The sequence below is a fragment of the Pseudomonas sp. LBUM1670 genome, assembly GCF_059695695.1.
Genome location: NZ_CP166783.1, coordinates 675,650 through 696,018, shown reverse-complemented (window position 1 = coordinate 696,018; position 20,369 = coordinate 675,650). Strand labels below are relative to the sequence as shown.

Sequence of the window (20,369 nt, the reverse complement as noted above, 5' to 3'; positions counted from 1 at the left end):
AATTGAAATGACCGACCAGACTACCCGCCTGCCGATCCGCCGCGCCTTGATCAGCGTTTCCGACAAGACCGGGATCCTCGAATTCGCCAAAGAGCTTGAAGCCCTGGGCGTCGAGATCCTCTCCACCGGCGGAACGTTCAAGTTGCTGCAGGACAACGGTGTTGCCGCAGTGGAAGTCGCGGATTACACCGGTTTCGCAGAAATGATGGACGGTCGGGTGAAAACCCTGCACCCGAAAATCCACGGCGGGATCCTCGGTCGTCGCGGTATCGACGACGCCATCATGAACGAGCACGGCATCAAGCCGATCGATCTGGTGGCGGTCAACCTGTACCCGTTCGAAGCCACCATCAACAAGCCCGGCTGCGACCTGCCGACCGCCATCGAGAACATCGACATCGGCGGCCCGACCATGGTCCGTTCCGCCGCCAAAAACCACAAAGACGTGGCCATCGTCGTGAATGCCAGCGACTACGCCAGTGTTCTTGAAGGCCTCAAGGCCGGTGGCCTGACCTACGCTCAGCGTTTCGACCTGATGCTCAAGGCGTTCGAACACACCGCCGCCTACGACGGCATGATCGCCAACTACATGGGCACCGTGAACCAGGCCGCTGACACCCTCAGCACCGAAGGTCGCAGCGAATTCCCGCGCACCTTCAACAGCCAGTTCATCAAGGCTCAGGAGATGCGCTACGGCGAGAACCCGCACCAGAGCGCGGCGTTCTACGTTGAAGCCAAGCCTGCCGAAGTCGGCATCGCCACCGCGACCCAACTGCAAGGCAAAGAGCTGTCGTACAACAACGTGGCCGACACCGACGCCGCGCTGGAATGCGTGAAGAGCTTCGTCAAGCCGGCCTGCGTGATCGTCAAGCACGCCAACCCGTGCGGCGTTGCTGTGAGCCCGGACGCCGAAGGCGGCATCCGTCAGGCTTACGAACTGGCCTACGCTACCGACACTGAATCGGCATTCGGCGGCATCATCGCGTTCAACCGCGAGTTGGATGCTGAAACCGCCAAGGCCATCGTCGAGCGTCAGTTCGTCGAAGTGATCATCGCCCCAAGCGTCAGCGAAGAAGCCCGCGCCATCGTCGCGGCAAAAGCCAACGTGCGTCTGCTGGCCTGCGGCGAGTGGTCGGCTGATCGCGCCGCTGCCTGGGACTACAAACGCGTCAACGGCGGTTTGCTGGTGCAGAGCCGTGATATCGGCATGATCGGCGCCGATGACCTGAAAGTCGTGACCAAGCGTGCACCGACCGAACAGGAAATCCACGACCTGATCTTCGCCTGGAAAGTCGCCAAGTACGTCAAGTCCAACGCCATCGTCTACGCCAAGAACCGCCAGACCATCGGTGTCGGCGCTGGCCAGATGAGCCGCGTGAACTCGGCCCGTATCGCTGCGATCAAGGCTGAACATGCCGGTTTGCAGGTGCAGGGTGCGGTCATGGCATCGGACGCATTCTTCCCGTTCCGCGACGGCATCGACAACGCGGCCAAGGTCGGCATCACCGCAGTGATCCAGCCAGGTGGCTCGATGCGTGACAACGAAGTGATTGCTGCGGCTGATGAAGCCGGTATCGCCATGGTCTTCACCGGCATGCGCCACTTCCGTCACTGATTAACTCGATCAACTGTGGGAGCGGGCTTGCTCGCGAATGCAATCTTTCAGCGGCAGTAGTGCTGACTGACACACCGCCTTCGCGAGCAAGCCCGCTCCCACAAAAAAGCACCCCAGCGGTGCTATCAAGAATTAGCGTCATCCGAGGTTTTTGAAATGAATGTTTTGATCATTGGCAGCGGTGGCCGTGAACACGCCCTGGCCTGGAAAGTGGCTCAGGATCCGCGCGTACAGAAGGTTTTCGTGGCACCGGGCAATGCCGGCACCGCCATTGAAGCCAAGTGCGAGAACGTCGCTATCGACGTGCTGGCCCTCGAACAGCTGGCCGACTTCGCCGAGAAGAACGTTTCCCTAACCATCGTCGGCCCGGAAGTGCCACTGGTGGCTGGCGTCGTTGATCTGTTCCGCTCCCGTGGCCTGGACTGCTTCGGCCCGACCGCGGGCGCTGCCCAGCTGGAAGGTTCGAAAGCGTTCACCAAGGATTTCCTGGCACGTCACAAGATTCCGACCGCCGACTACCAGAACTTCACCGAGATCGAGCCAGCGCTGGCTTATCTGCGTGAAAAAGGCGCACCCATCGTGATCAAGGCCGATGGCCTGGCCGCCGGTAAAGGCGTGATCGTTGCCATGACACTGGCCGAAGCCGAAGACGCCGTGCGCGACATGCTAGCAGGCAACGCCTTCGGCGACGCCGGTTCGCGCGTGGTCATCGAAGAGTTCCTGGACGGCGAAGAAGCCAGCTTCATCGTCATGGTCGACGGCAAGAATGTACTGCCGATGGCCACCAGCCAGGACCACAAACGCGTCGGCGACGGCGACACCGGTCCGAACACCGGTGGCATGGGTGCTTACTCCCCTGCGCCAGTGGTCACCAGCGAAGTGCACAAGCGCGTCATGGACCTGGTGATCTGGCCAACCGTGCGCGGCATGGCCGAGGAAGGCAACGTTTACACCGGTTTCCTCTATGCTGGCTTGATGATCGACAAGGCTGGTAACCCAAAAGTCATCGAATTCAACTGCCGTTTCGGCGACCCTGAGACCCAACCGGTTATGCTGCGTTTGCAGTCGAGCCTGGTGTTGCTGGTCGAAGCCGCCCTGGCGCAAGCGCTGGACAAGGTCGAAGCGCAATGGGATCCACGTCCGAGCGTCGGCATCGTGCTGGCGGCAGGTGGTTACCCTGGCGACTACGCTAAAGGCGTGGCCATCAACGGTCTGGATGCAGCCGCCGCGCTGGAAGGCAAAGTCTTCCACGCCGGTACTGCGCTCAAGGACGGTCAAGTGGTGACGGCCGGTGGTCGGGTGCTCTGCGCCACCGCCATGGGCGCCAGCGTCGATGCTGCTCAGCAGCAGGCTTACAAGCTGGCGGCGAAGATTGACTGGGAAGGCTGTTTCTATCGCAAGGACATTGGCTACCGCGCCATTGCCCGCGAGCGTGGCGAAAATCAGGAATAAGCGATCCATTCGGCAGGGCTTGGGTTTCAGGCCCTTGCCGGACTATTCCAGCGCCGCGCATAGTTATATTCTGGCATCAACCTACGAAGGGATTTCGCCGTGCGCTGGCTCAGGATTGCCATAGGATTCACTGTCACGTTGCTGACTTTGCTCTGCATGCTCCCGGCCCAGGCCGCGCAAGGCAGTGGTTGGGCGGTATTGCTCGACGAACAGGGCGACCTGCAACTGAGCGACATCCGCTCCGCTCGCTACACCAACCAATTCAGCCCCACCGAACTCGATCGCCTCACCGCGGCCGAGCCCGGCGGTGCGCTCTGGCTGCGCTTCAGGCTGGCTCCTGGCAAGCACGAGCAGTTACTGCGGGTGTTTGCACCCGACCTGTCGCACCTCAATCTGTATGTGCTGGACGGCGACAAGCTGATCGATCAGTTGAACACCGGCACCGAACAGCCTCAGAGTGAACGGCCACTACCCAACAGCGACTTCATGTTGCCGTTGCCGCAAAGCGACAACCCCCTCGATGTTTACCTGCGCCTGGTTTCCGAACACCAGTTGCGGCCTTACGTCACCCTGCAATCAGCAATCATGACCGCGGCCAATCAGACTCAGACGTTGATTTACGGCCTGCTGTTCGGCTGCATCGGCATGCTGGTCCTGCATAACCTGATTCGATACGCCTACACCCGGTCGCGCAGCAGCCTGTGGCTGGCGGGTTGTGAAGCGTTGTTGATGTTCAGCCTGGCGCTGCTGCTGAACCTCGCGGGACCGTGGTTACCGGACTGGCACGCGGTGCAAACACCGGGCGCCTACCTCGCCTTGCTGCTGACCGCACCGTGCGGGCTGATGTTTGCCTACCGCTTCTTCGCCCCGCTCGGCCCGCATCCGCTGAACAAACTGCTGCTCGGCGAAATCCTGCTCATCACCGTCTGCGGCCTGTTGCTGCTGTTCGTCAATACGCTGCCGCTGAACATCATCACCTATACGCTGGTCGCCCTGGCCGGTCTGACGATGTTGTTCATCAGCGCCTGGCACTGGCAAAAAGGCTATCGCCCGGCGCGGCTGTTCGTGGCATCCATGGTGGTGTTCAACGTCGGCGCGCTGATCATCCTGCCAGCCCTGCTGGGGCTGACGCTGATTGAACCGCAAGACCTGATCATCGCCCTCCTGGTGTTCGTCTGCATCAGCGGCCTGTTGATGAGTATTGCGCTCAGTGAACGCCAGCGCAGCATCACCGAAGACCGTTTCAGTGTCAGCCGCGACCTCGCCGCCAGCAACGCCGAGATCAACGCCAAGGCCGAATTCCTGGCGAAGATCAGCCACGAAATCCGCACCCCGATGAATGGCGTACTGGGCATGACCGAGCTGCTGCTGGGCACGCCGCTGTCGGTCAAGCAGCGCGACTACGTGCAAACCATCCACAGTGCCGGTAACGAACTGCTGACCCTGATCAACGAGATTCTCGACATCTCCAAACTCGAGTCCGGGCAGATCGAACTGGACGACGTGCAGTTCGATCTCAATGCGCTGATCGAAGATTGCCTGAGTATCTTCCGCGCCAAGGCCGAACAGCAGAACGTCGAACTGATCAGCTTTATCCAGCCGCAAGTGCCGCGGGTCATCAGCGGCGACCCGACACGCCTGCGCCAGACCCTGCTGAGCCTGCTGGAAAACGCCCTGAAGAAAACCGACGAAGGCGAGATCCTGATCGTCGTCGCCCTCGATGAGCGCAGCGCCAAACCGCGCCTGCGCATCGCCGTGCAGGACAGCGGCGAGCCAATGGACGCCGAAGAACGCGACGCGCTGATGCACGCCGAACTGCACAGCAAAAACTTCCTCTCGGCGACCCGGCTGGGCGGCAACCTCGGGTTGGTGATTGCCCGCCAGCTGATTCGTTTGATGCAAGGCGAATTCGGCGTCAAGAGCGGCGCCAACCAGGGCAGCACCTTGTGGCTGACCTTGCCTCTGGACCCTGACCGCCTCGAACACCCGACCTCCGACCTCGATGGCCCGCTGCAAGGTGCACGGGTGCTGGTGGTGGACGACAACGACACCTGCCGCAAAGTGCTGGTGCAACAGTGCAGCGCCTGGGGGCTGAATGTCAGTGCCGTCCCGTCCGGCAAGGAAGCGTTGGCACTGCTGCGTACCAAGGCGCACCTGCGCGATTACTTCGACGTGGTCCTGCTGGACCAGAACATGCCCGGCATGACCGGCATGCAACTGGCGGCCAAGATCAAGGAAGACCCAAGCCTTAACCACGACATTCTGCTGGTCATGCTCACCGGCATCAGCAATGCGCCGAGCAAGATCATCGCGCGCAATTCCGGGATCAAGCGCATCCTCGCCAAACCGGTGGCCGGCTACACCCTCAAGACCACGCTGGCGGATGAACTGAACCAGCGCAACAAGGGCCTCGCCGTTTTTCCGCACCTGCCCACGGGCCCGACCCTGCCGGTCAAGGTGCCCAGCGATTTCCGCATTCTGGTCGCCGAAGACAACAGCATTTCGACCAAGGTCATTCGCGGCATGCTGGGCAAACTCAACCTGCAACCGGACACCGCCAGCAATGGAGAAGAGGCCTTGCAGGCAATGAAAGCTCAGCATTACGACCTGGTTTTGATGGATTGCGAAATGCCGATCCTCGACGGTTTCTCGGCCACCCAGCAATTGCGTGCCTGGGAAGTCGGCAACCAGCGGATTCGCACCCCTGTCGTGGCGTTGACCGCGCATATCCTCGCCGAACATAAAGAGCGTGCGCGTCAGGCCGGCATGGACGGGCACATGGCCAAACCGGTCGAGCTGTCGCAGTTGCGCGAACTGATCGAGCATTGGGTAGCCCAGCGCGATCAGCAGAACCGGGCGACAGCTCAAACGTCCTGACCGACAGACCCGGCGACGCCTGATAGACTCCCCCACGACTTCCCTCTCCAGTGAGCTTGCACCATGCTCCATGTGTTGTTCAGCGTTTACCTGAAGATGCTGGTGCTCTACAGCCCGTTCTTCGTGTTGTCCTGCTTCATCAGCCTGACCCGCGGTTATTCACGCAAGGAACAACGTCGTCTGGCGTGGAAAGTGGCGACTGCCACGCTGGTGTCCAGCGTCCTGCTGTACCTGTTCGGGCGGGTCATTTTCAACGTGTTCGGCATCACGGTGGACGCGTTCCGCATCGGCGCCGGCAGCGTGCTGTTCATCTCGGCGCTGGGCATGGCCCAAGGCAGATCAGCGGTCCAGACTGACAACGTGCAGCAGGACGTCACCATCGTGCCGCTGACCATCCCCCTGACCGTCGGCCCCGGCACCATCGGCGCGTTGCTGGTGATGGGTGTGAGCCAGCCGCACTGGGACGACAAACTCACCGCCATCCTCAGCATCGCCCTGGCCAGTTTCACGGTGGGTGTAGTGCTTTATCTGTCGAACCGCATCGAACGCATTCTCGGTGACCAGGGTTTGCAGATTGTCAGCCGGTTGATGGGGTTGTTTGTGTGTGCACTGGCGGCACAGATCATTTTCACTGGGGTGAAAGGGTATCTGGTGCCGTAGCGGCAGACACGACTAAAAGCCAGAGGCGTGAAGCCTCTGGCAATCAAAATGATTTAAACCGGCGAAAACTCCATAAAGATAGCTTCTCTGAGGTCGTCGAGGAACTTGATGCACTTCTCCTCCTGCCTCAAGTCCTCTTCGTGAATAGTAAAGTGTGCTTTACCGCGATAGATCTCGACATCAGAACTGTTCCATTCGACAAAAATAACTTTTGTATTGTTGGCCGATGTGTCGTAGCGCATCGTACCTACTGCCATCGTGACTTCAGCTTCATCATCTTGCTTGCAAACGGAAATACCAAAATTTGCGCCACTGGCTTCAATTGCATGACGCTCGAACAGTTTTACCGCATCGGGTTGTTTCTTTAGCGCCTCAATGGTTTTTTCCGCAACAACTTTCAACGCACTCCCAGCGGGACCCGCCACGCCACCGACAGCAGAGTACACAATATCCAGCGCTACATTATCCATCGTCAACTTGGAGGTAGAGGACTGGTAGTGAGTAAAGGCACTGTGATACTCGGTCCAGCCCATGGCGAACATCAGTTTTTTGAAGCATTCGTAGCGGGCGACTTTCTCTGTTTTACCTGGAAACAAAATCCTTGAAGCAATATCGGCGTAAGCGTATGTATTTTTTACGATGCGCTTGTTACGGCGCGTCATCCCCTCCAGAAAGCCAACGATACCGCTGCCCATGATCGCGGCGTTCAATTCATCCTTATCAATCGGTAACTCCGCTAGCGGAGCGGCCGAACGTTTTGCCCGAATCTTTGGACCGTTCAGGTTTAGTTTAGCCTGGCACTCTTCAAGGCACTGATCGAAATAGGCACTCAACTCAACTTCATTCACTTTAGTCATATAAACATCCATTTAATTTAAATATAAAGCGACCCGAACCGGATCACTCACTAAAACCTATCGCACCAAACAAAGTCTTTCAACACCCTTAAAAAACCAAAAAAGAAACTCACACTAACAAACAACAACCCCACTACAAAAACACACAACAAAACAAATAGAAGACGACCAACTTAAACCCAAATGAATACGCACACTTCAGCAACTCTCGCCAATAAAGTGGAAACTAAACCTATACAAAAAAGTAAACAATCCCACTCACCAGGTTCATCCACAAGTAACGTTTCGCTACTCAGACAGGAGTTAACCTACATCCTCCAACGCGCTTTTTTACCGACCAGAATGAAAAAAGCCACGGCAACTCGAGGGTTCACTCGACTGCCATGGCTTTTTAACAAAGAGCAAATCCTCAGGAGGAGGGTTTTTCTCCGTACCAGCGTGGGGTGTATACCCAATCACCACCACCTGCCCGCGAAAACACGCAGGTCGTGGACGATCCCACCAGAACCATGGTGCGCATATCCACCTGGTCCGGGGTCAACTGTCCGAGGGTTGTCACTCGCAACGTCTGACCTGGGCGGCCGATGTCGCGCCCCAAAACGACTGGCGTTTGAGACGTACGGTGTCGAGCGACGATTTCCAGCGCTCGGCCGAGCTGCCAGGGACGGGAGCGCGAGATCGGGTTGTAGAACGCCAGAGCAAGATCGGCCTGTGACGCAAGATCGAGGCGCTTCTCGATAATGTCCCAAGGCTTGAGGTTGTCCGACAGTGACAACACACAAAAGTCATGCCCCAACGGCGCACCGGCCTGAGCGGCCGTCGCCAGGGACGCAGAAACACCCGGCAAAATTTCCAGATCAACGTTGTGCCAGGCAGCATCGGTGGATTCGTGGAGCGCTTCCAGCACTGCAGCGGCCATGGCGAAAACGCCCGGATCGCCCGACGAAACCACTACCACCGAACGCCCTTGCGCCGCCAGCTCGAAAGCGTGACGCGCGCGCTGCATCTCTTCGCGGTTGTCGGTGCAATGCATCACTTGATCGGCGCGGAACGGGCCGGCCATGCGCACATAGGTTTCGTAGCCGAGCACATCGTTGGCGCGTGCCAGTTCAGCCTTCACCGCCGGCACCATCAGTTCGGCAGCGCCGGGGCCCAGACCAATCACCGCCAGACGGCCACGAGGACGGCCAATCGACATGGTGTCCAAAGGCTGTTCCGCAACCGCGATGGCAATGGCGTCATCGCCAAAGATCGAAACGGGCTGGCCGGCGGCATTGCGCGCCAGTTCGCTGAGCGCACCCGCATCGTTGACAAAGCGCAACGGCACGCCCAACTCAAGTGCCGCTTCACGCAACGTCGGGTTAGCCATTTCGCTGTCGGCAGCCAACAGTAACGCCACTGATTGCACAGCGATTTTTGCCTGATGCAACGCGTCACGAATCGACAGCGGCAAGTTCGTCACGCTGGCACTGACCGCCACCAACACGTTGCGCGGATAGATCAGCAGCTCATTGACCGCCGGCGTACGCTCGGCATGCCCGACATGGACGGCCAGTCGCGCTTGCGGGTTTTCCGGTAACTGCGCGTGTGCCAACCACGGCGCCGAACCTTCAATGCGCACCGTTTCACCGGCCAGCAAATCGGAAACGAAACGCTTGCCCAGTTCCAGATCGCCGAGTGCGTAGCCATTTGGCGGGTTGAGCAGGCAAGTACCGAAGCGCAGTTCACCACTGGTAGTGATCGCCGCGGCCACCTCCAGCGCAGTGGCAATCTCCCGCGCCAGCACGTTCACGCCACCCAGACCGCCCAGCAGCGGAACCACTGCGCTACCATCTTCGGCCACCGCCAGCACCGGCGGCTCGGCGCCTTTTTCCAGCAGCAATGGCGCTAGGGTCCGGATCACGATACCGGCCGCGCACAGGGCAATGATCGGCGTGTCCTGCTGATAAAGTTCGCGCAGGGTTGCGCCGAATTCGTGATAGATGCGGTCCGCGCCTTCAACCCGTTCGGCCAACCCATGGATCAATGCACCGGGGTACACCTGCTGAATCTTGCGCGCGGTCGCGAGGCTGCCATTACCGAGAATGACAATCGCGGGAGCTGGACGAGTCATCAGCCTTGCCACCTTTCACCCGGAACGATGATCAGCGAGAAGTACGGCGAGGACATCGGCTCAACCTGATCCAGCGGCACGATCTTCTGATTGGCCATAGTCGCGCGTTCGACGTAAAGCGCGCGCTCCGCCAGACCGAGCTCTTCGAGCACCTGACGGACCTTGGGGAAGTTACGCCCCAGCTTCATGATCACCGCCGCATCGGCGTCGGCCAACCGGCGCTTGAGATCGTCGTGAGGCAGCACGCCAGACAACACCGACAAGCTCTGATTGCGGTACACCAGCGGCGCACCGAGTACCGAAGCGCCGCCGAGCATCGAGCAGACACCGGGCACGACTTCGGCCTCATAGCGTTCGGCGAGACGATCGTGCAAGTACATGTAGGAGCCGTAGAAAAACGGATCACCTTCACAGATCACCGCCACGTCACGTCCGGCATCGAGATGCGCAGCGAGCTCTTCGCCGGCCGCATCGTAGAAATCACTGATCACCTGTTCATAGGACAGCGGCGCCGGCAACGCTTCGGTGGTCACCGGATACACCAGCGGCAGCAAGGTTTGTGCGTCCTGCAAATGCGCTTCGATAATGCCAAAGGCATTGCCCTTTTTCCCTTTGGCGACGAAGTACGCCACCACCGGCGATTCGCGCAGCAGGCGCAGGGCCTTGACGGTAATCAGTTCAGGATCACCGGGGCCGACGCCGACGCCGATCAAACGTCCAGGTTGCTGCATCATTCGATCTCCGTGGCGAGGGCATTGACGGCGGCGGCGGCCATGGCGCTACCGCCCAGCCTGCCTTGCATGATGACAAACGGCACGCCACGGCTGTCCGCCGCGAGTGCGGCCTTGGATTCGGCGGCGCCGACGAAGCCCACCGGGAAGCCGAGAATCAGCGCCGGTTTCGGTGCGCCCGCGTCGAGCATTTCCAGCAGATAAAACAAGGCGGTCGGCGCATTGCCGATCACGACGACGCTTCCTTCCAGATGCGGGCGCCACAGTTCCAGCGCGGCAGCGGAACGGGTATTGCCCAGCTCACGGGCCAACTCGGGAACATTCTCATCACGCAGCGTGCAGATGACCTGATTGTTCGCCGGCAGACGCGCGCGGGTCACGCCTTCGGACACCATCCGCGCATCGCACAGAATCGGCGCACCGGCGGCCAGCGCATCGCGGCCAGCCTTGCCCGCGCCATCGGAGAACTGCAGACCGTCAATCGCATCGACCATGCCGCAGGCGTGAATCACGCGGACCGCGAGTTTTTCCAGATCGGCAGGGATTCGCTCGAGGTTGGCCTCGGCGCGAATGATCGCGAAGGAGTTGCGATAGATCTCCTGACCGTCGCGAATGTAATCAAGCATCAAGGGGGCTCCGTGAGCGGGCGTCGAGCAAGGCTGCGACCGCTTCAATAGTAAGGTTGCGTGCGTGCAGGGCGCCGAAACCCGGCTGCCCCGCTTCGCGAAAATAGAGGTCGTAATGACCGGGGCTGATCGCCAACAAAGTGACTGGCGCGATATGCGCGGCGGCGCAGGAACGCGAGCAGCCGGACAGATGCACGTTCAGTACCTGACCATGACGCTGCAGCAGCGCGGCCAGTTGCAGAGCGTCGCCCTTGGTGTCGGCGAGGCCTTTGCCGCAGCCACTGGAACCGGTGCAGGCGATCAACCGTGACAAGGGCTGATCGGCGTCGCACAACAGGCCCAACCGATCCAGGCGCCGGATGACTTCATCCGCATTGCCGTGGCGAATGTTCGGCAACAGCAGGCTTTGCCACGGGGTGAACCGCAGCGTCGCATCGCCGAATTCCTGCGCCAATCGAGCGACGCCCCGGAGCATGGTGCAATCGAGCCGTCCCAGCGGCGGCACGGCGCCAATGTAGACATACCCGGCTTGCGCCTGCGGATGGGCGCCAATGTGCAGCACGTTTGAAGTCAATGAACGCTGTCGGGCTGCAATGGACTCGAATGGCACACGCTCGGCCAACCGGGCAAGGAACCCGGAGGCCGTCATTTCGCTCAGCAAATGGCGCATTCGCGTTTGATCGGGCTCCGCCAGTTCCAGGAACAACTCAAGCACAGCGACCACCAGCGCGTGGCCATCTTCCAGCGGAACGGAACCTGCCGGCCCGTCGGTGGGACACCCCGCCAAACCGAAAGCCAACCGCCGTTCGCCCTCTCGTTCGACAGCGGACAACCACAGATCATGGGGGTGTTCGAGCATCGCCACCCCTTCACCCCCATCAAGCTGCACGGCGAATTTGGCGCTGAGGTTGTGGAAGGGTTCGTGCTCTTGCAGGGTCGCGAGGATCTGCTGGGCCAGGTCGCGGGTGTCGAGCAGCATCTGTCGATCGATTCCTGCGCTTGGGCTCAGCATCAGATTGCGTACATCGTCGCCCGCCGCATTCGAAGGACCGAGGCCGGCGGCGAGCAGGTTTTCAATCAGCGCGGCCTGCTCATGTTCGATGCCACGAATCTGCAGGTTGGCCCGGTTAGTCGCCTCGATCACTGAACTGCCGTAACGCTGCGCGCCGTCGGCAATGGCATAGGCTTGCGCAGCACTTACAACGCCACCTGCGAGTTTTATTCGGCAGATTCCCCCATCCCTGGCCTGGACGATACGCAGCAGCCCGGGACAAGCCGAGGGGCGTAAAGCGAGGGGCACAGGGTGTTTGTTCAAAGGGATGACCGATCAAAAGTGGAAGCGCCTCCGGATGGAAGCGAGCGGTATTATGCCTGCTTTGCTGTACGGCATCCTAAGACCGCGTGTCGCAAACGCTTCCTCCCTCAATCAATCATGCGGCCTCCCTCACAGACGTTCCGAATAAAACTCGAATATGGCGTCAGCGATAATGTCGAGTCGGTCATTTAACGTTGGACGGACCTCATCAAACCTCGCTCTGTTCAGAGTGAATGGCACGGCGCGATGCGTGAGCGTTACGTTGCCCTCGTTCCAGTCCCAAAAGAGAAACTCTTCGCGCTGGACTCGCGCCCACAACGAGTAATCATTCAAACCCAATGACAATCGCCCCTGACTGTCATATTGAGCGGGTGCAATCGCAAACTCCTTGCCACGCAGGCTTCCTTTGGACAATGACCAAAGGGCTGATGTATTAGCCGATAACGCATTAAACATATCTCTGGTAACTTTCGCCATGGGACTGTTCACAGCAGATATCGCATTCAAATAAGCCTGACTTAGTTGGCCGGAGAAGTTCCTGTAATATTTCTCGACAACTCTTTCATCTTCGTATTCCCAGCCCATACTAAAAAGCGTGATGGCAAACAGGGAAAACCAGCCCTGGGGATCTGTTTGACGATCGCGCTCCTGACTCGCATGCCACTGCGCATACCGTACGCTGGCGTTGACGTCTCGTTTGTCCTGACGAGATACGCCCTTTGCGGTGCTGATCAGATTACCTCCCAACAACGATCCGGCAGCCCCTGGCGAATCCAACGTTGCAACGCTCTGAACAGAGTTTGTCTTCTTTGCCGAAAAGTCACGTTCGAACGCTTCGGAATAGGCCGTCAAGTCCAGGTATCCCGCTTTTTTCAAATCCATAGTTAATTCCTTTTAAACCATTAAACAAGTCAAGTAAGAAAGTTCAGACTATACAACTTCGAAACCACCATCCACCGCCCGGAACAGCCAACTTAAAACATTCTATTACTCGCATTCACTCCGACGCGTATCATGTGCCGCTTTATACAGATGAACAGAGCACACACATGGCACGCTGGCTGACCGTGACAGGCATTGGTGAGGATGGCTTCAAAGGTCTGGGCAAGAATGCCCGGCATGCGTTGCTGGCCGCTTCGAAGATCTTCGGTAGCCAACGGCAATTGGATCTTCTCCCGGCCTGTATCCGTGGCGAACGCCGATTGTGGCCGAGTCCATTCTCACTCGATGCGTTGCTGGCCCTGCGCGGTGAACCAGTCTGCGTACTGGCCAGCGGCGACCCGATGTTCTTCGGCGTCGGTGCCAGCCTCGCCCGGCAACTGCCCAGCGAAGAAATGCTGATCCTGCCGGCGCCCTCCTCCTGCTCGCTTGCCGCCGCGCGATTGGGCTGGCCATTGCAGGACGTCGTCACGCTGTCGGTCGTCGCCCGACCTATTTCAGCGCTCAACGCGCAGTTGTTCAGCGGCGTTCGCCTGCTGGTGCTCAGCAACGACGGTCAAAGCCCTGCGGCGATTGCTGCGTTGTTGCGCGAGCGCGGGTTCGGGTCGAGTCGCCTTACCGTGCTGGAACATGTGGGCGGTGAAGCCGAACGGCGCATCGACGGCGTCGCCAGCGACTGGGCCGATCCACTTATCGCCGATCTGAATCTGGTCGCCATCGAATGCATCGCTGAACCCAATGCGCCACGTCTGTCGGGACTGGCCGGCCTCCCGGATTCGGCGTTCAAGCACGACGGCCAACTGACCAAACGCGATGTACGCGCAATCACCCTCGCTCGATTGGCCCCGGTCCCCGGTGAATTGTTGTGGGATGTCGGCGCCGGCAGCGGCTCGATCGGCATCGAATGGATGCGTGCCCACCCGAGTTGCCGGGCACTGGCCATCGAAGCCGATGAAGGACGGCAACTGTTGATCGAGCAAAACCGCGACGCGCTTGGCGTACCCGGTCTGCAACTGATACGCGGCAAGGCGCCGCAAGCCCTCGCCGGACTTGAGCGCCCGGATGCGATTTTCATTGGTGGCGGCGTTACTCGCGAGGGTGTGCTGGACACCTGCTGGGCTCAGCTGAAACCCGGTGGTCGCCTGATCGCCAATGCCGTCACACTGCAAAGTGAAATGACCCTGATGGCCTTGCGAGAGCAGCACGGTGGCGAGCTGACGCGCGTTCACATCGCCCAGGCGCAGCCGCTGGGCGACTTCGACACCTGGCGCCAGGCGCTGCCGATTACCTTGCTGGACGTGGTCAAACCTTTCGATGCGTGACGAAACCGCCGAACAACCCGCACCGCTGCGCAGCGGTCTCACGACGGGCAGTTGCGCCACCGCGACCAGCCTCGCCGCCGCTCGCTTGCTACTCGGCGGCGAGCGCGCGGACGCCGTGGACATCGTCCTGCCCAAAGGCAAGCACGTGCAGATGCGTCTGGAGTTCTGTCGACTTCTGGAAGACGGCGCCGAAGCCGGCACCATCAAAGATGCCGGCGACGACCCGGACGTGACTCACGGCGCGCTGCTGTTTTCCCACGTGCGATTGAACGCCGAACCGGGCATTCGTTTCAGTGCCGGCCGTGGCGTGGGCACGGTCACCCGGCCAGGGCTGGTGTTGGGTGTTGGCGAACCGGCAATCAACCCGGTACCGCGCAAGATGATCTCCGACCACTTGAACTTGCTCGCTGAGGAACTCGGCTATCACGGCGGTTTCGAGGTCACGGTAAACGTCGAAGGCGGCGAGGCGCTGGCGTTGAAAACCATGAACCCACGGCTGGGCATTCTCGGTGGTTTATCGATACTCGGCACCAGCGGCATCGTCCGGCCGTTTTCCTGCGCGGCTTACATCGCCTCGATCCATCAGGGCATCGATGTGGCGAAAACCAATGGATACCTGCACATCGCCGCGTGTACCGGCAACGCCAGCGAAGACACCATGCGCCGGGTCTACGACTTGCCGGAAATCGCCCTGATCGAGATGGGCGACTTCGTCGGCGCCGTACTCAAACATCTGCGCAAAGTGCCTGTGGATAAACTCACCCTGTGCGGCGGCTTCGGCAAGATCAGCAAACTGGCGGCCGGGCACATGGATCTGCACAGTCGGCATTCGAGCATCGACCTGCCGCAACTGGCCGAATGGGCCGCAGCGGTCGGCGCGGATGAAGCGTTGCAGCAAGCGATTCGCGAAGCCAATACCAGTCAGCAAGCGCTGGCGATGGCGAGCGCGGCCGGCATCGCACTCGGCGATGCGGTGTGCGGGCACGCGCTGGCGTTTGCGCGCAGTGTGGTGCCGGCGCAGGTTCAGGTTGAAGTGTTTGCCATCGATCGCCAGGGCGGGATCGTCGGCCATGCGGGAGAGTTTCAATGAAGCGCATCTTGCTGCTCGGCGGCGTGACGGAAGCACTGGCGATCGCCCGTACGCTGGGACCGGAACATATTTACAGCCTGGCCGGCGTCGGTCGTGTACCGACCGATCTAAATTGCCAGGTTCGCGTCGGCGGCTATGGCGGTGCTGAAGGTCTGGCGCAGTTCATCTGCGATGAAGGGGTCGATCTGCTGCTGGATGCGACTCATCCCTATGCGGCGCAAATCAGCCAGAACGCCGCGACTGCCGCGCAGCTGGCCGGCATTCCCTGCTGGGCACTCAGGCGTCCGGCCTGGCAACCACAGGCCGGGGATGACTGGCGCGACGTCAGCGACTGGGCCGAGTTGATCGACGCTCTGCAACCCTTCCGTCGACCGCTGTTCACCCTCGGACGTGAGCCCTTGCAACATCTGCATGAAATTCCGCCGGAGCAATTCTGGACGTTGCGCGCACTGGACGTTTATCCGAGTAATGAACGCTGCGAAGTGATTGGTGCACGCGGGCCGTTTCTGATCGACGATGAACGTGAGCTGTTTGAACGCCGGCAATTTGATGTGCTGATCAGCAAAAACAGCGGCAGTACCGCCACCCAGCCGAAACTGGAAGTGGCGCGGGAGCGGGGGGTGCCGGTGCTGGTGTTGAAAAGGCCGGTGTTGCCGGGGGTGGATCGGGAGTTTGGGGATGTGGGTGAAGTCCTGGCCGCACTGACGGATTGCAATCTGACGGACGCGTAAGTATTTGTGGCGAGGGAGCTTGCTCCCGCTGAGCTGCGAAGCAGCCCCAAAAAAAGGCCTGCTGCGCAGTCCAACGGGAGCAAGCTCCCTCGCCACAGGTTGTAGGCCAGCCACAACTCCTCCCGGCATTTTGAATTGAAACCGCTACACTCATTTGAAATACGCTGCGACACCAAACCGCACGCCGCGTTTTTACTTATCGGCACTGATCAGGCTAAATAGCCGCGCCTGAACGCCCACCCAACCGGATCTGTCCCATGTCCCGACAACGGCTCGCAATTGCCTGGATCGCCTGCTTCGCAGTGCTGTTCAACATGCTCGCCATGCCGATGACCGGAGCGATGGCGCAGACGGCGAAATCGCCGGCCGAGCAGGTGTTGTGGGGCAGTTTCTGTTCGTCCACTGGCACGAAGATGGTGGCGATTTCCCTGGGGACACTTGAGCAGAAAGCCCCGCAGAACGACGATCATTCCAACATGCAGCATTGCTGGTGCTGCTCCGGTTCAGCGCCTCTGGTGGCGTTGCCCGGGCATGTGCCGCAGTTGTACTTCGCGCGTTTCGATGCCAATCGAAGCCTGCCCGCCGCCACTCTCGACACGCCCACTCCACGCCAGCAATGGCCGAGCCTCAACCCCCGCGCTTCCCCTCTGGTGTGATTCTTTCTCGCAATTGACCTGCGTCTTGAATTGTTCCGGAGAACTGCCATGTTGAACAAACTCATCGTTCTGGCTGCGTTGCTGCTGCCTGCCTGCTTTGCCAATGCCCATGAGTACAAAGCTGGCGCACTGGAAATCGCTCATCCGTGGTCGCAAGAATTGCCACCGAATGCGCCGACCGTTGCGGCTTACTTTGTGATTCAAAACAACGGCAAGACGGCTGACAAACTGCTCAGCGTCGACTCGCCGATTGCAGGCATTGCCCAATTGCATGAGCACGTGATGCAGAACGATTTGATGAAAATGCAGCAGGTGCCCACCGTCGAAGTCCCGGCCGGTGGCGACGTCACTTTTGCACCGATGGCCTACCACGTCATGCTGCTGGAACTGAAAGACCGCAGCCTGCTGAGCGATGGCAGGCGTTTCCCGCTGACGCTGCACTTCGAGAAATCCGGTGACGTGACCGTCGAAGTCGCGGTGCAGAAAATGGCACCGAACGGCCTGCAAGCGCACGCGCACAACCCGTAATCGCCAGAGCTGAATACGCCCATGCGCCCGTTTAGCAGCAGGTCACCCGCCTCCCGCCGTCAGCCCTTGAGCCTGACCCGCGGCAGTTGGATCAGCCTGTTCGCCATGTTTATGATCTTCATCGGTCCGCTGATTTCTCAGTCGATGCCGATGGATCAGCGCGCCTCCGCTCTGATGCAAGTATCCATGAGCATGTCGATGGACATGCCCATGGACATGCCGGCCATGGAGCACGGCGCCCACGACGTGCAAGCCGCTGCCGAGCACTGCCCACCCAAGACGCCTCATCACGCCATCTGGGAAAAGTGCGGCTATTGCAGCCTGCTGTTCAATTGCCCGGCGCTGACGGGTGGCCAGTCCTTCATTGCATTCGATACGCCAACAGCTACCACCTTCACCACATCTGCCACACGCCTGGGCCACGCCCGGCAAACCTTCTTCCCCGGCGCCCGCACCCGCGCACCGCCCATCGTCGCGTAAACACCTAACCCGATCTCACACGGTCCTGAAGACAGCCAAGGCAACCTGTGGGAGCGGGCTTGCTCGCGAAGAGAGAGTGTCATTCAGCATTAATGTCGTCTGGCACACCGCTTTCGCGAGCAAGCCCGCTCCCACAAGGGATTGCGCAGGCTGCCGCCCGTGTCGTTTACGACTGTTCGATGGAAATTGTCATGTCCAGGTTTTCTGCTGACACACGCTTGAGCGCTGCCCAGGCTTCTTTTGCCCTGAACGAAACGCGCGTTCGTTTCAGGCACGCTACTGCCGTTATTTGCGGCGCACTGCTGACCCCGATAGTGCTGGCCGACGAGCACGCCGGCCACAATGAGGAACTGAGCCCGACGGTGATTACCGCCATCGCGCCGAGCTCGCCGCTGACCATCGTCACCAACCCCAAGGACCCGCGCCAACCGGTGCCGGCCAGTGACGGCGGCGATTACCTGAAGACCATTCCCGGCTTCGCCCTGGTACGCAATGGCGGCACCAACGGTGACCCGGTGCTGCGCGGCATGTTCGGCTCACGGCTGAACATCCTCAGCAACGGCGGCCAGATGCTCGGCGCCTGCCCAGGCCGGATGGACGCACCGACCTCCTACATCTCCCCGGAAACCTACGACAAACTCACCGTCATCAAAGGCCCGCAAACCGTATTGTGGGGACCGGGCGCATCGGCCGGCACCATCCTGTTCGACCGTGAGCCGGAAAGCTTCGGCGAACTCGGCACACGGGTGAACGCCAGCGTATTGGCAGGCTCCAACGGCCGCTTCGACAAAGTGGTGGATGCTGCCGCCGGCGGTCCGTTGGGTTACGTGCGAGTGATCGGCAACACCGCGCATTCCGACGACTACCGGGATGGCAACAACGACACCGTGGCCTCGCGCTACGACAAGTGGAACGGTGATGTCGCCGTTGGCTTGACCCCGGACGCCGACACGTTTCTGGAACTCACCGCCGGCAAGGGCGATGGCGAAGCCCGTTACGCCGGACGCGGTATGGACGGTGCGCAGTTCAAGCGCGAAAGCCTGGGCCTGCGTTTCGAGAAATCCAGTATCGGCGACGTGCTGGACAAGGTTGAAGCGCAGATCTACTACAACTACGCCGACCACGTGATGGACAACTACACCCTGCGCACACCGTCCGGCACCGGGATGATGGCCGGCCCGATGGCCTCCAGTGTCGATCGCCGAACCCTCGGCGCGCGGATCAAAGGCACCTGGCGCTGGGCCGATGTGCAGTTGATCAGTGGCATCGACGCGCAGACCAACGAACACCGCAAGCGCAGCGCCATGGGCATCGACACCTATAAGGATATGCCGCGCGACAAGGATGCCGACTTCCACAATTACGGCGTGTTCAGCGAACTGACCTGGTACGCCGCTGACCGTGATCGACTGATTACCGGCGCGCGACTGGACCGCGCTTCGGCCAGGGATTTCCGCCAGACCACCGGCTCCGGAATGATGACCCGACCCAACCCGACTGGCGACGACACCCGCGCCGACACCCTGCCGAGCGGCTTCATCCGTTACGAGCATGATCTGGCCGACAGCCCGACCACGCTGTACGCCGGTCTCGGTCACACCCAGCGGTTCCCGGATTACTGGGAGCTGTTTTCGCCCAACTCGGGGCCTGTCGGTTCGGTGAACGCCTTCGATTCGATCAAGCCCGAGAAAACCACCCAGCTCGACTTCGGCCTGCAATACAAGACCGAAGACCTCGAAGCCTGGGCCTCGGGTTACGTCGGGCAGGTGCGCGATTACATCCTGTTCAACTACACGCCCGGAATGATGGGCATGACCTCGCAAGCCGAGAACATCGACGCGCGGATCATGGGCGGTGAACTCGGGGCGGCTTACAAGCTGACGTCGAACTGGAAGACCGATGCGACCCTGGCCTACGCCTGGGGCAAGAACAGCAGCGACGGCAACGCTTTGCCGCAAATGCCGCCGCTGGATGCGCGTTTCGGCCTGACCTACAGCGAAGACAACTGGAGCGCCGGCGCACTGTGGAGAGTGGTCGCGGCGCAAAACCGTATCGACCGGAACAAGGGCAACGTGGTCGGCAAGGACTTCGACAAGACCTCGGGGTTTGGTGTGTTCTCGCTCAACGGCGCGTACCGGATCAACAAGCACTGGAAGGTCAGCAGCGGTGTGGACAACCTGTTCGGCAAGGCTTACGCCGAGCATTTGAACCTGGCCGGCAACGCCGGTTTTGGCTATCCGGCCAATGACCCGCAGGCCATTAAAGAACCGGGGCGAACGCTCTGGACCAAGGTGGATATGAGCTTTTAAGAGATTCGCCCTGTAGGAGCGAGCTCGCGATGGTCGTGAACGATGACGCGACCTTTCTGGATGAACGC

The 20,369-nt window shown here is 60.2% G+C and carries 17 protein-coding genes; 11 read left to right on the top strand and 6 right to left on the bottom strand.

Features of this window, described 5'->3' with window-relative positions:
* The first annotated feature begins 7 nt into the window (after window positions 1–7).
* From purH to ACA073_RS03120, 4 genes are all read left to right on the top strand, one after another.
* Entirely contained in the window at window positions 8–1,615 is a 1,608-nt protein-coding gene (gene purH / locus ACA073_RS03135; protein WP_497401574.1) for a bifunctional phosphoribosylaminoimidazolecarboxamide formyltransferase/IMP cyclohydrolase, read from the top strand.
* Between the two features lie 156 nt (window positions 1,616–1,771).
* The gene (gene purD / locus ACA073_RS03130; protein ID WP_084319205.1) at window positions 1,772–3,067 is read left to right on the top strand and encodes a phosphoribosylamine--glycine ligase; all 1,296 of its coding nucleotides are present in this window, start codon (window positions 1,772–1,774) and stop codon (window positions 3,065–3,067) included.
* A gap of 99 nt (window positions 3,068–3,166) precedes the next feature.
* Complete coding sequence (locus ACA073_RS03125) at window positions 3,167–5,944, top strand: hybrid sensor histidine kinase/response regulator (RefSeq protein WP_497401572.1); 2,778 nt, start codon at window positions 3,167–3,169, stop codon at window positions 5,942–5,944.
* Between the two features lie 63 nt (window positions 5,945–6,007).
* Window positions 6,008–6,604 (top strand): MarC family protein, encoded by a 597-nt coding sequence (locus ACA073_RS03120; RefSeq protein ID WP_497401570.1) that lies wholly within the window; start codon window positions 6,008–6,010, stop codon window positions 6,602–6,604.
* 53 nt (window positions 6,605–6,657) lie between these two features.
* Here ACA073_RS03120 and ACA073_RS03115 read toward each other — a convergent pair whose 3' ends face one another.
* The 6 genes from ACA073_RS03115 to ACA073_RS03090 all read right to left on the bottom strand — a co-directional run bounded on the left by ACA073_RS03115 (window position 6,658) and on the right by ACA073_RS03090 (window position 13,128).
* Window positions 6,658–7,461, bottom strand: a complete 804-nt coding sequence (locus ACA073_RS03115) for a hypothetical protein (RefSeq protein ID WP_497401568.1) — start codon at window positions 7,459–7,461, stop codon at window positions 6,658–6,660.
* Between the two features lie 409 nt (window positions 7,462–7,870).
* Window positions 7,871–9,574: a precorrin-3B C(17)-methyltransferase gene (gene cobJ / locus ACA073_RS03110; protein ID WP_497401566.1), complete on the bottom strand. Its 1,704-nt coding sequence runs from the start codon at window positions 9,572–9,574 to the stop codon at window positions 7,871–7,873.
* The gene (locus ACA073_RS03105; RefSeq protein ID WP_497403969.1) at window positions 9,574–10,305 is read right to left on the bottom strand and encodes a precorrin-2 C(20)-methyltransferase; all 732 of its coding nucleotides are present in this window, start codon (window positions 10,303–10,305) and stop codon (window positions 9,574–9,576) included. Before ACA073_RS03105 ends, cobJ begins: the two co-directional genes overlap by 1 nt.
* On the bottom strand, window positions 10,305–10,931 hold the full coding sequence (locus tag ACA073_RS03100) for a precorrin-8X methylmutase (RefSeq protein WP_497401564.1): 627 nt from the start codon (window positions 10,929–10,931) through the stop codon (window positions 10,305–10,307). The genes ACA073_RS03105 and ACA073_RS03100 overlap by 1 nt, the downstream gene beginning before the upstream one ends.
* Window positions 10,924–12,231, bottom strand: coding sequence for a precorrin-3B synthase (cobG, locus tag ACA073_RS03095; protein WP_497401562.1), 1,308 nt, complete (start codon window positions 12,229–12,231; stop codon window positions 10,924–10,926). The genes ACA073_RS03100 and cobG overlap by 8 nt, the downstream gene beginning before the upstream one ends.
* A 144-nt stretch (window positions 12,232–12,375) precedes the next feature.
* The gene (locus tag ACA073_RS03090; RefSeq protein WP_497401560.1) at window positions 12,376–13,128 is read right to left on the bottom strand and encodes a hypothetical protein; all 753 of its coding nucleotides are present in this window, start codon (window positions 13,126–13,128) and stop codon (window positions 12,376–12,378) included.
* A 167-nt stretch (window positions 13,129–13,295) separates the two neighbouring features.
* Here ACA073_RS03090 and cbiE point away from each other — a divergent pair, with 167 nt between their 5' ends.
* The 7 genes from cbiE (at window position 13,296) to ACA073_RS03055 (ending at window position 20,301) form a co-directional block, all read left to right on the top strand.
* Entirely contained in the window at window positions 13,296–14,507 is a 1,212-nt protein-coding gene (gene cbiE / locus ACA073_RS03085) for a precorrin-6y C5,15-methyltransferase (decarboxylating) subunit CbiE (RefSeq protein ID WP_497401558.1), read from the top strand.
* A complete protein-coding gene (locus tag ACA073_RS03080; RefSeq protein ID WP_497401556.1) occupies window positions 14,500–15,597 on the top strand; it encodes a cobalt-precorrin-5B (C(1))-methyltransferase in 1,098 nt (365 codons plus the stop codon). Before cbiE ends, ACA073_RS03080 begins: the two co-directional genes overlap by 8 nt.
* Complete coding sequence (locus tag ACA073_RS03075) at window positions 15,594–16,328, top strand: cobalt-precorrin-6A reductase (protein WP_497401554.1); 735 nt, start codon at window positions 15,594–15,596, stop codon at window positions 16,326–16,328. Before ACA073_RS03080 ends, ACA073_RS03075 begins: the two co-directional genes overlap by 4 nt.
* A 257-nt stretch (window positions 16,329–16,585) precedes the next feature.
* A complete protein-coding gene (locus ACA073_RS03070; protein WP_497401552.1) occupies window positions 16,586–16,984 on the top strand; it encodes a DUF2946 domain-containing protein in 399 nt (132 codons plus the stop codon).
* 48 nt (window positions 16,985–17,032) lie between these two features.
* Entirely contained in the window at window positions 17,033–17,512 is a 480-nt protein-coding gene (locus ACA073_RS03065) for a copper chaperone PCu(A)C (RefSeq protein ID WP_497401550.1), read from the top strand.
* Between the two features lie 21 nt (window positions 17,513–17,533).
* On the top strand, window positions 17,534–17,992 hold the full coding sequence (locus tag ACA073_RS03060) for a DUF2946 domain-containing protein (protein ID WP_497401548.1): 459 nt from the start codon (window positions 17,534–17,536) through the stop codon (window positions 17,990–17,992).
* Window positions 17,993–18,183: 191 nt separating this feature from the next.
* On the top strand, window positions 18,184–20,301 hold the full coding sequence (locus tag ACA073_RS03055) for a TonB-dependent copper receptor (RefSeq protein WP_497401546.1): 2,118 nt from the start codon (window positions 18,184–18,186) through the stop codon (window positions 20,299–20,301).
* Window positions 20,302–20,369: the final 68 nt, after the last annotated feature.

Coding starts and splice junctions, on each gene's coding strand:
- ACA073_RS03080 (WP_497401556.1), top strand. CDS start 14,500: ATGCGTGACGAAACCGCCGAACAACCCGCACCGCTGCGCAGCGGTCTC.
- ACA073_RS03105 (WP_497403969.1), bottom strand. CDS start 10,305: ATGCAGCAACCTGGACGTTTGATCGGCGTCGGCGTCGGCCCCGGTGAT.
- ACA073_RS03115 (WP_497401568.1), bottom strand. CDS start 7,461: ATGACTAAAGTGAATGAAGTTGAGTTGAGTGCCTATTTCGATCAGTGC.
- cbiE (WP_497401558.1), top strand. CDS start 13,296: ATGGCACGCTGGCTGACCGTGACAGGCATTGGTGAGGATGGCTTCAAA.
- ACA073_RS03100 (WP_497401564.1), bottom strand. CDS start 10,931: ATGCTTGATTACATTCGCGACGGTCAGGAGATCTATCGCAACTCCTTC.
- purD (WP_084319205.1), top strand. CDS start 1,772: ATGAATGTTTTGATCATTGGCAGCGGTGGCCGTGAACACGCCCTGGCC.
- ACA073_RS03070 (WP_497401552.1), top strand. CDS start 16,586: ATGTCCCGACAACGGCTCGCAATTGCCTGGATCGCCTGCTTCGCAGTG.
- purH (WP_497401574.1), top strand. CDS start 8: ATGACCGACCAGACTACCCGCCTGCCGATCCGCCGCGCCTTGATCAGC.
- ACA073_RS03065 (WP_497401550.1), top strand. CDS start 17,033: ATGTTGAACAAACTCATCGTTCTGGCTGCGTTGCTGCTGCCTGCCTGC.
- ACA073_RS03120 (WP_497401570.1), top strand. CDS start 6,008: ATGCTCCATGTGTTGTTCAGCGTTTACCTGAAGATGCTGGTGCTCTAC.
- ACA073_RS03055 (WP_497401546.1), top strand. CDS start 18,184: ATGTCCAGGTTTTCTGCTGACACACGCTTGAGCGCTGCCCAGGCTTCT.
- ACA073_RS03075 (WP_497401554.1), top strand. CDS start 15,594: ATGAAGCGCATCTTGCTGCTCGGCGGCGTGACGGAAGCACTGGCGATC.
- cobJ (WP_497401566.1), bottom strand. CDS start 9,574: ATGACTCGTCCAGCTCCCGCGATTGTCATTCTCGGTAATGGCAGCCTC.
- ACA073_RS03090 (WP_497401560.1), bottom strand. CDS start 13,128: ATGGATTTGAAAAAAGCGGGATACCTGGACTTGACGGCCTATTCCGAA.
- ACA073_RS03060 (WP_497401548.1), top strand. CDS start 17,534: ATGCGCCCGTTTAGCAGCAGGTCACCCGCCTCCCGCCGTCAGCCCTTG.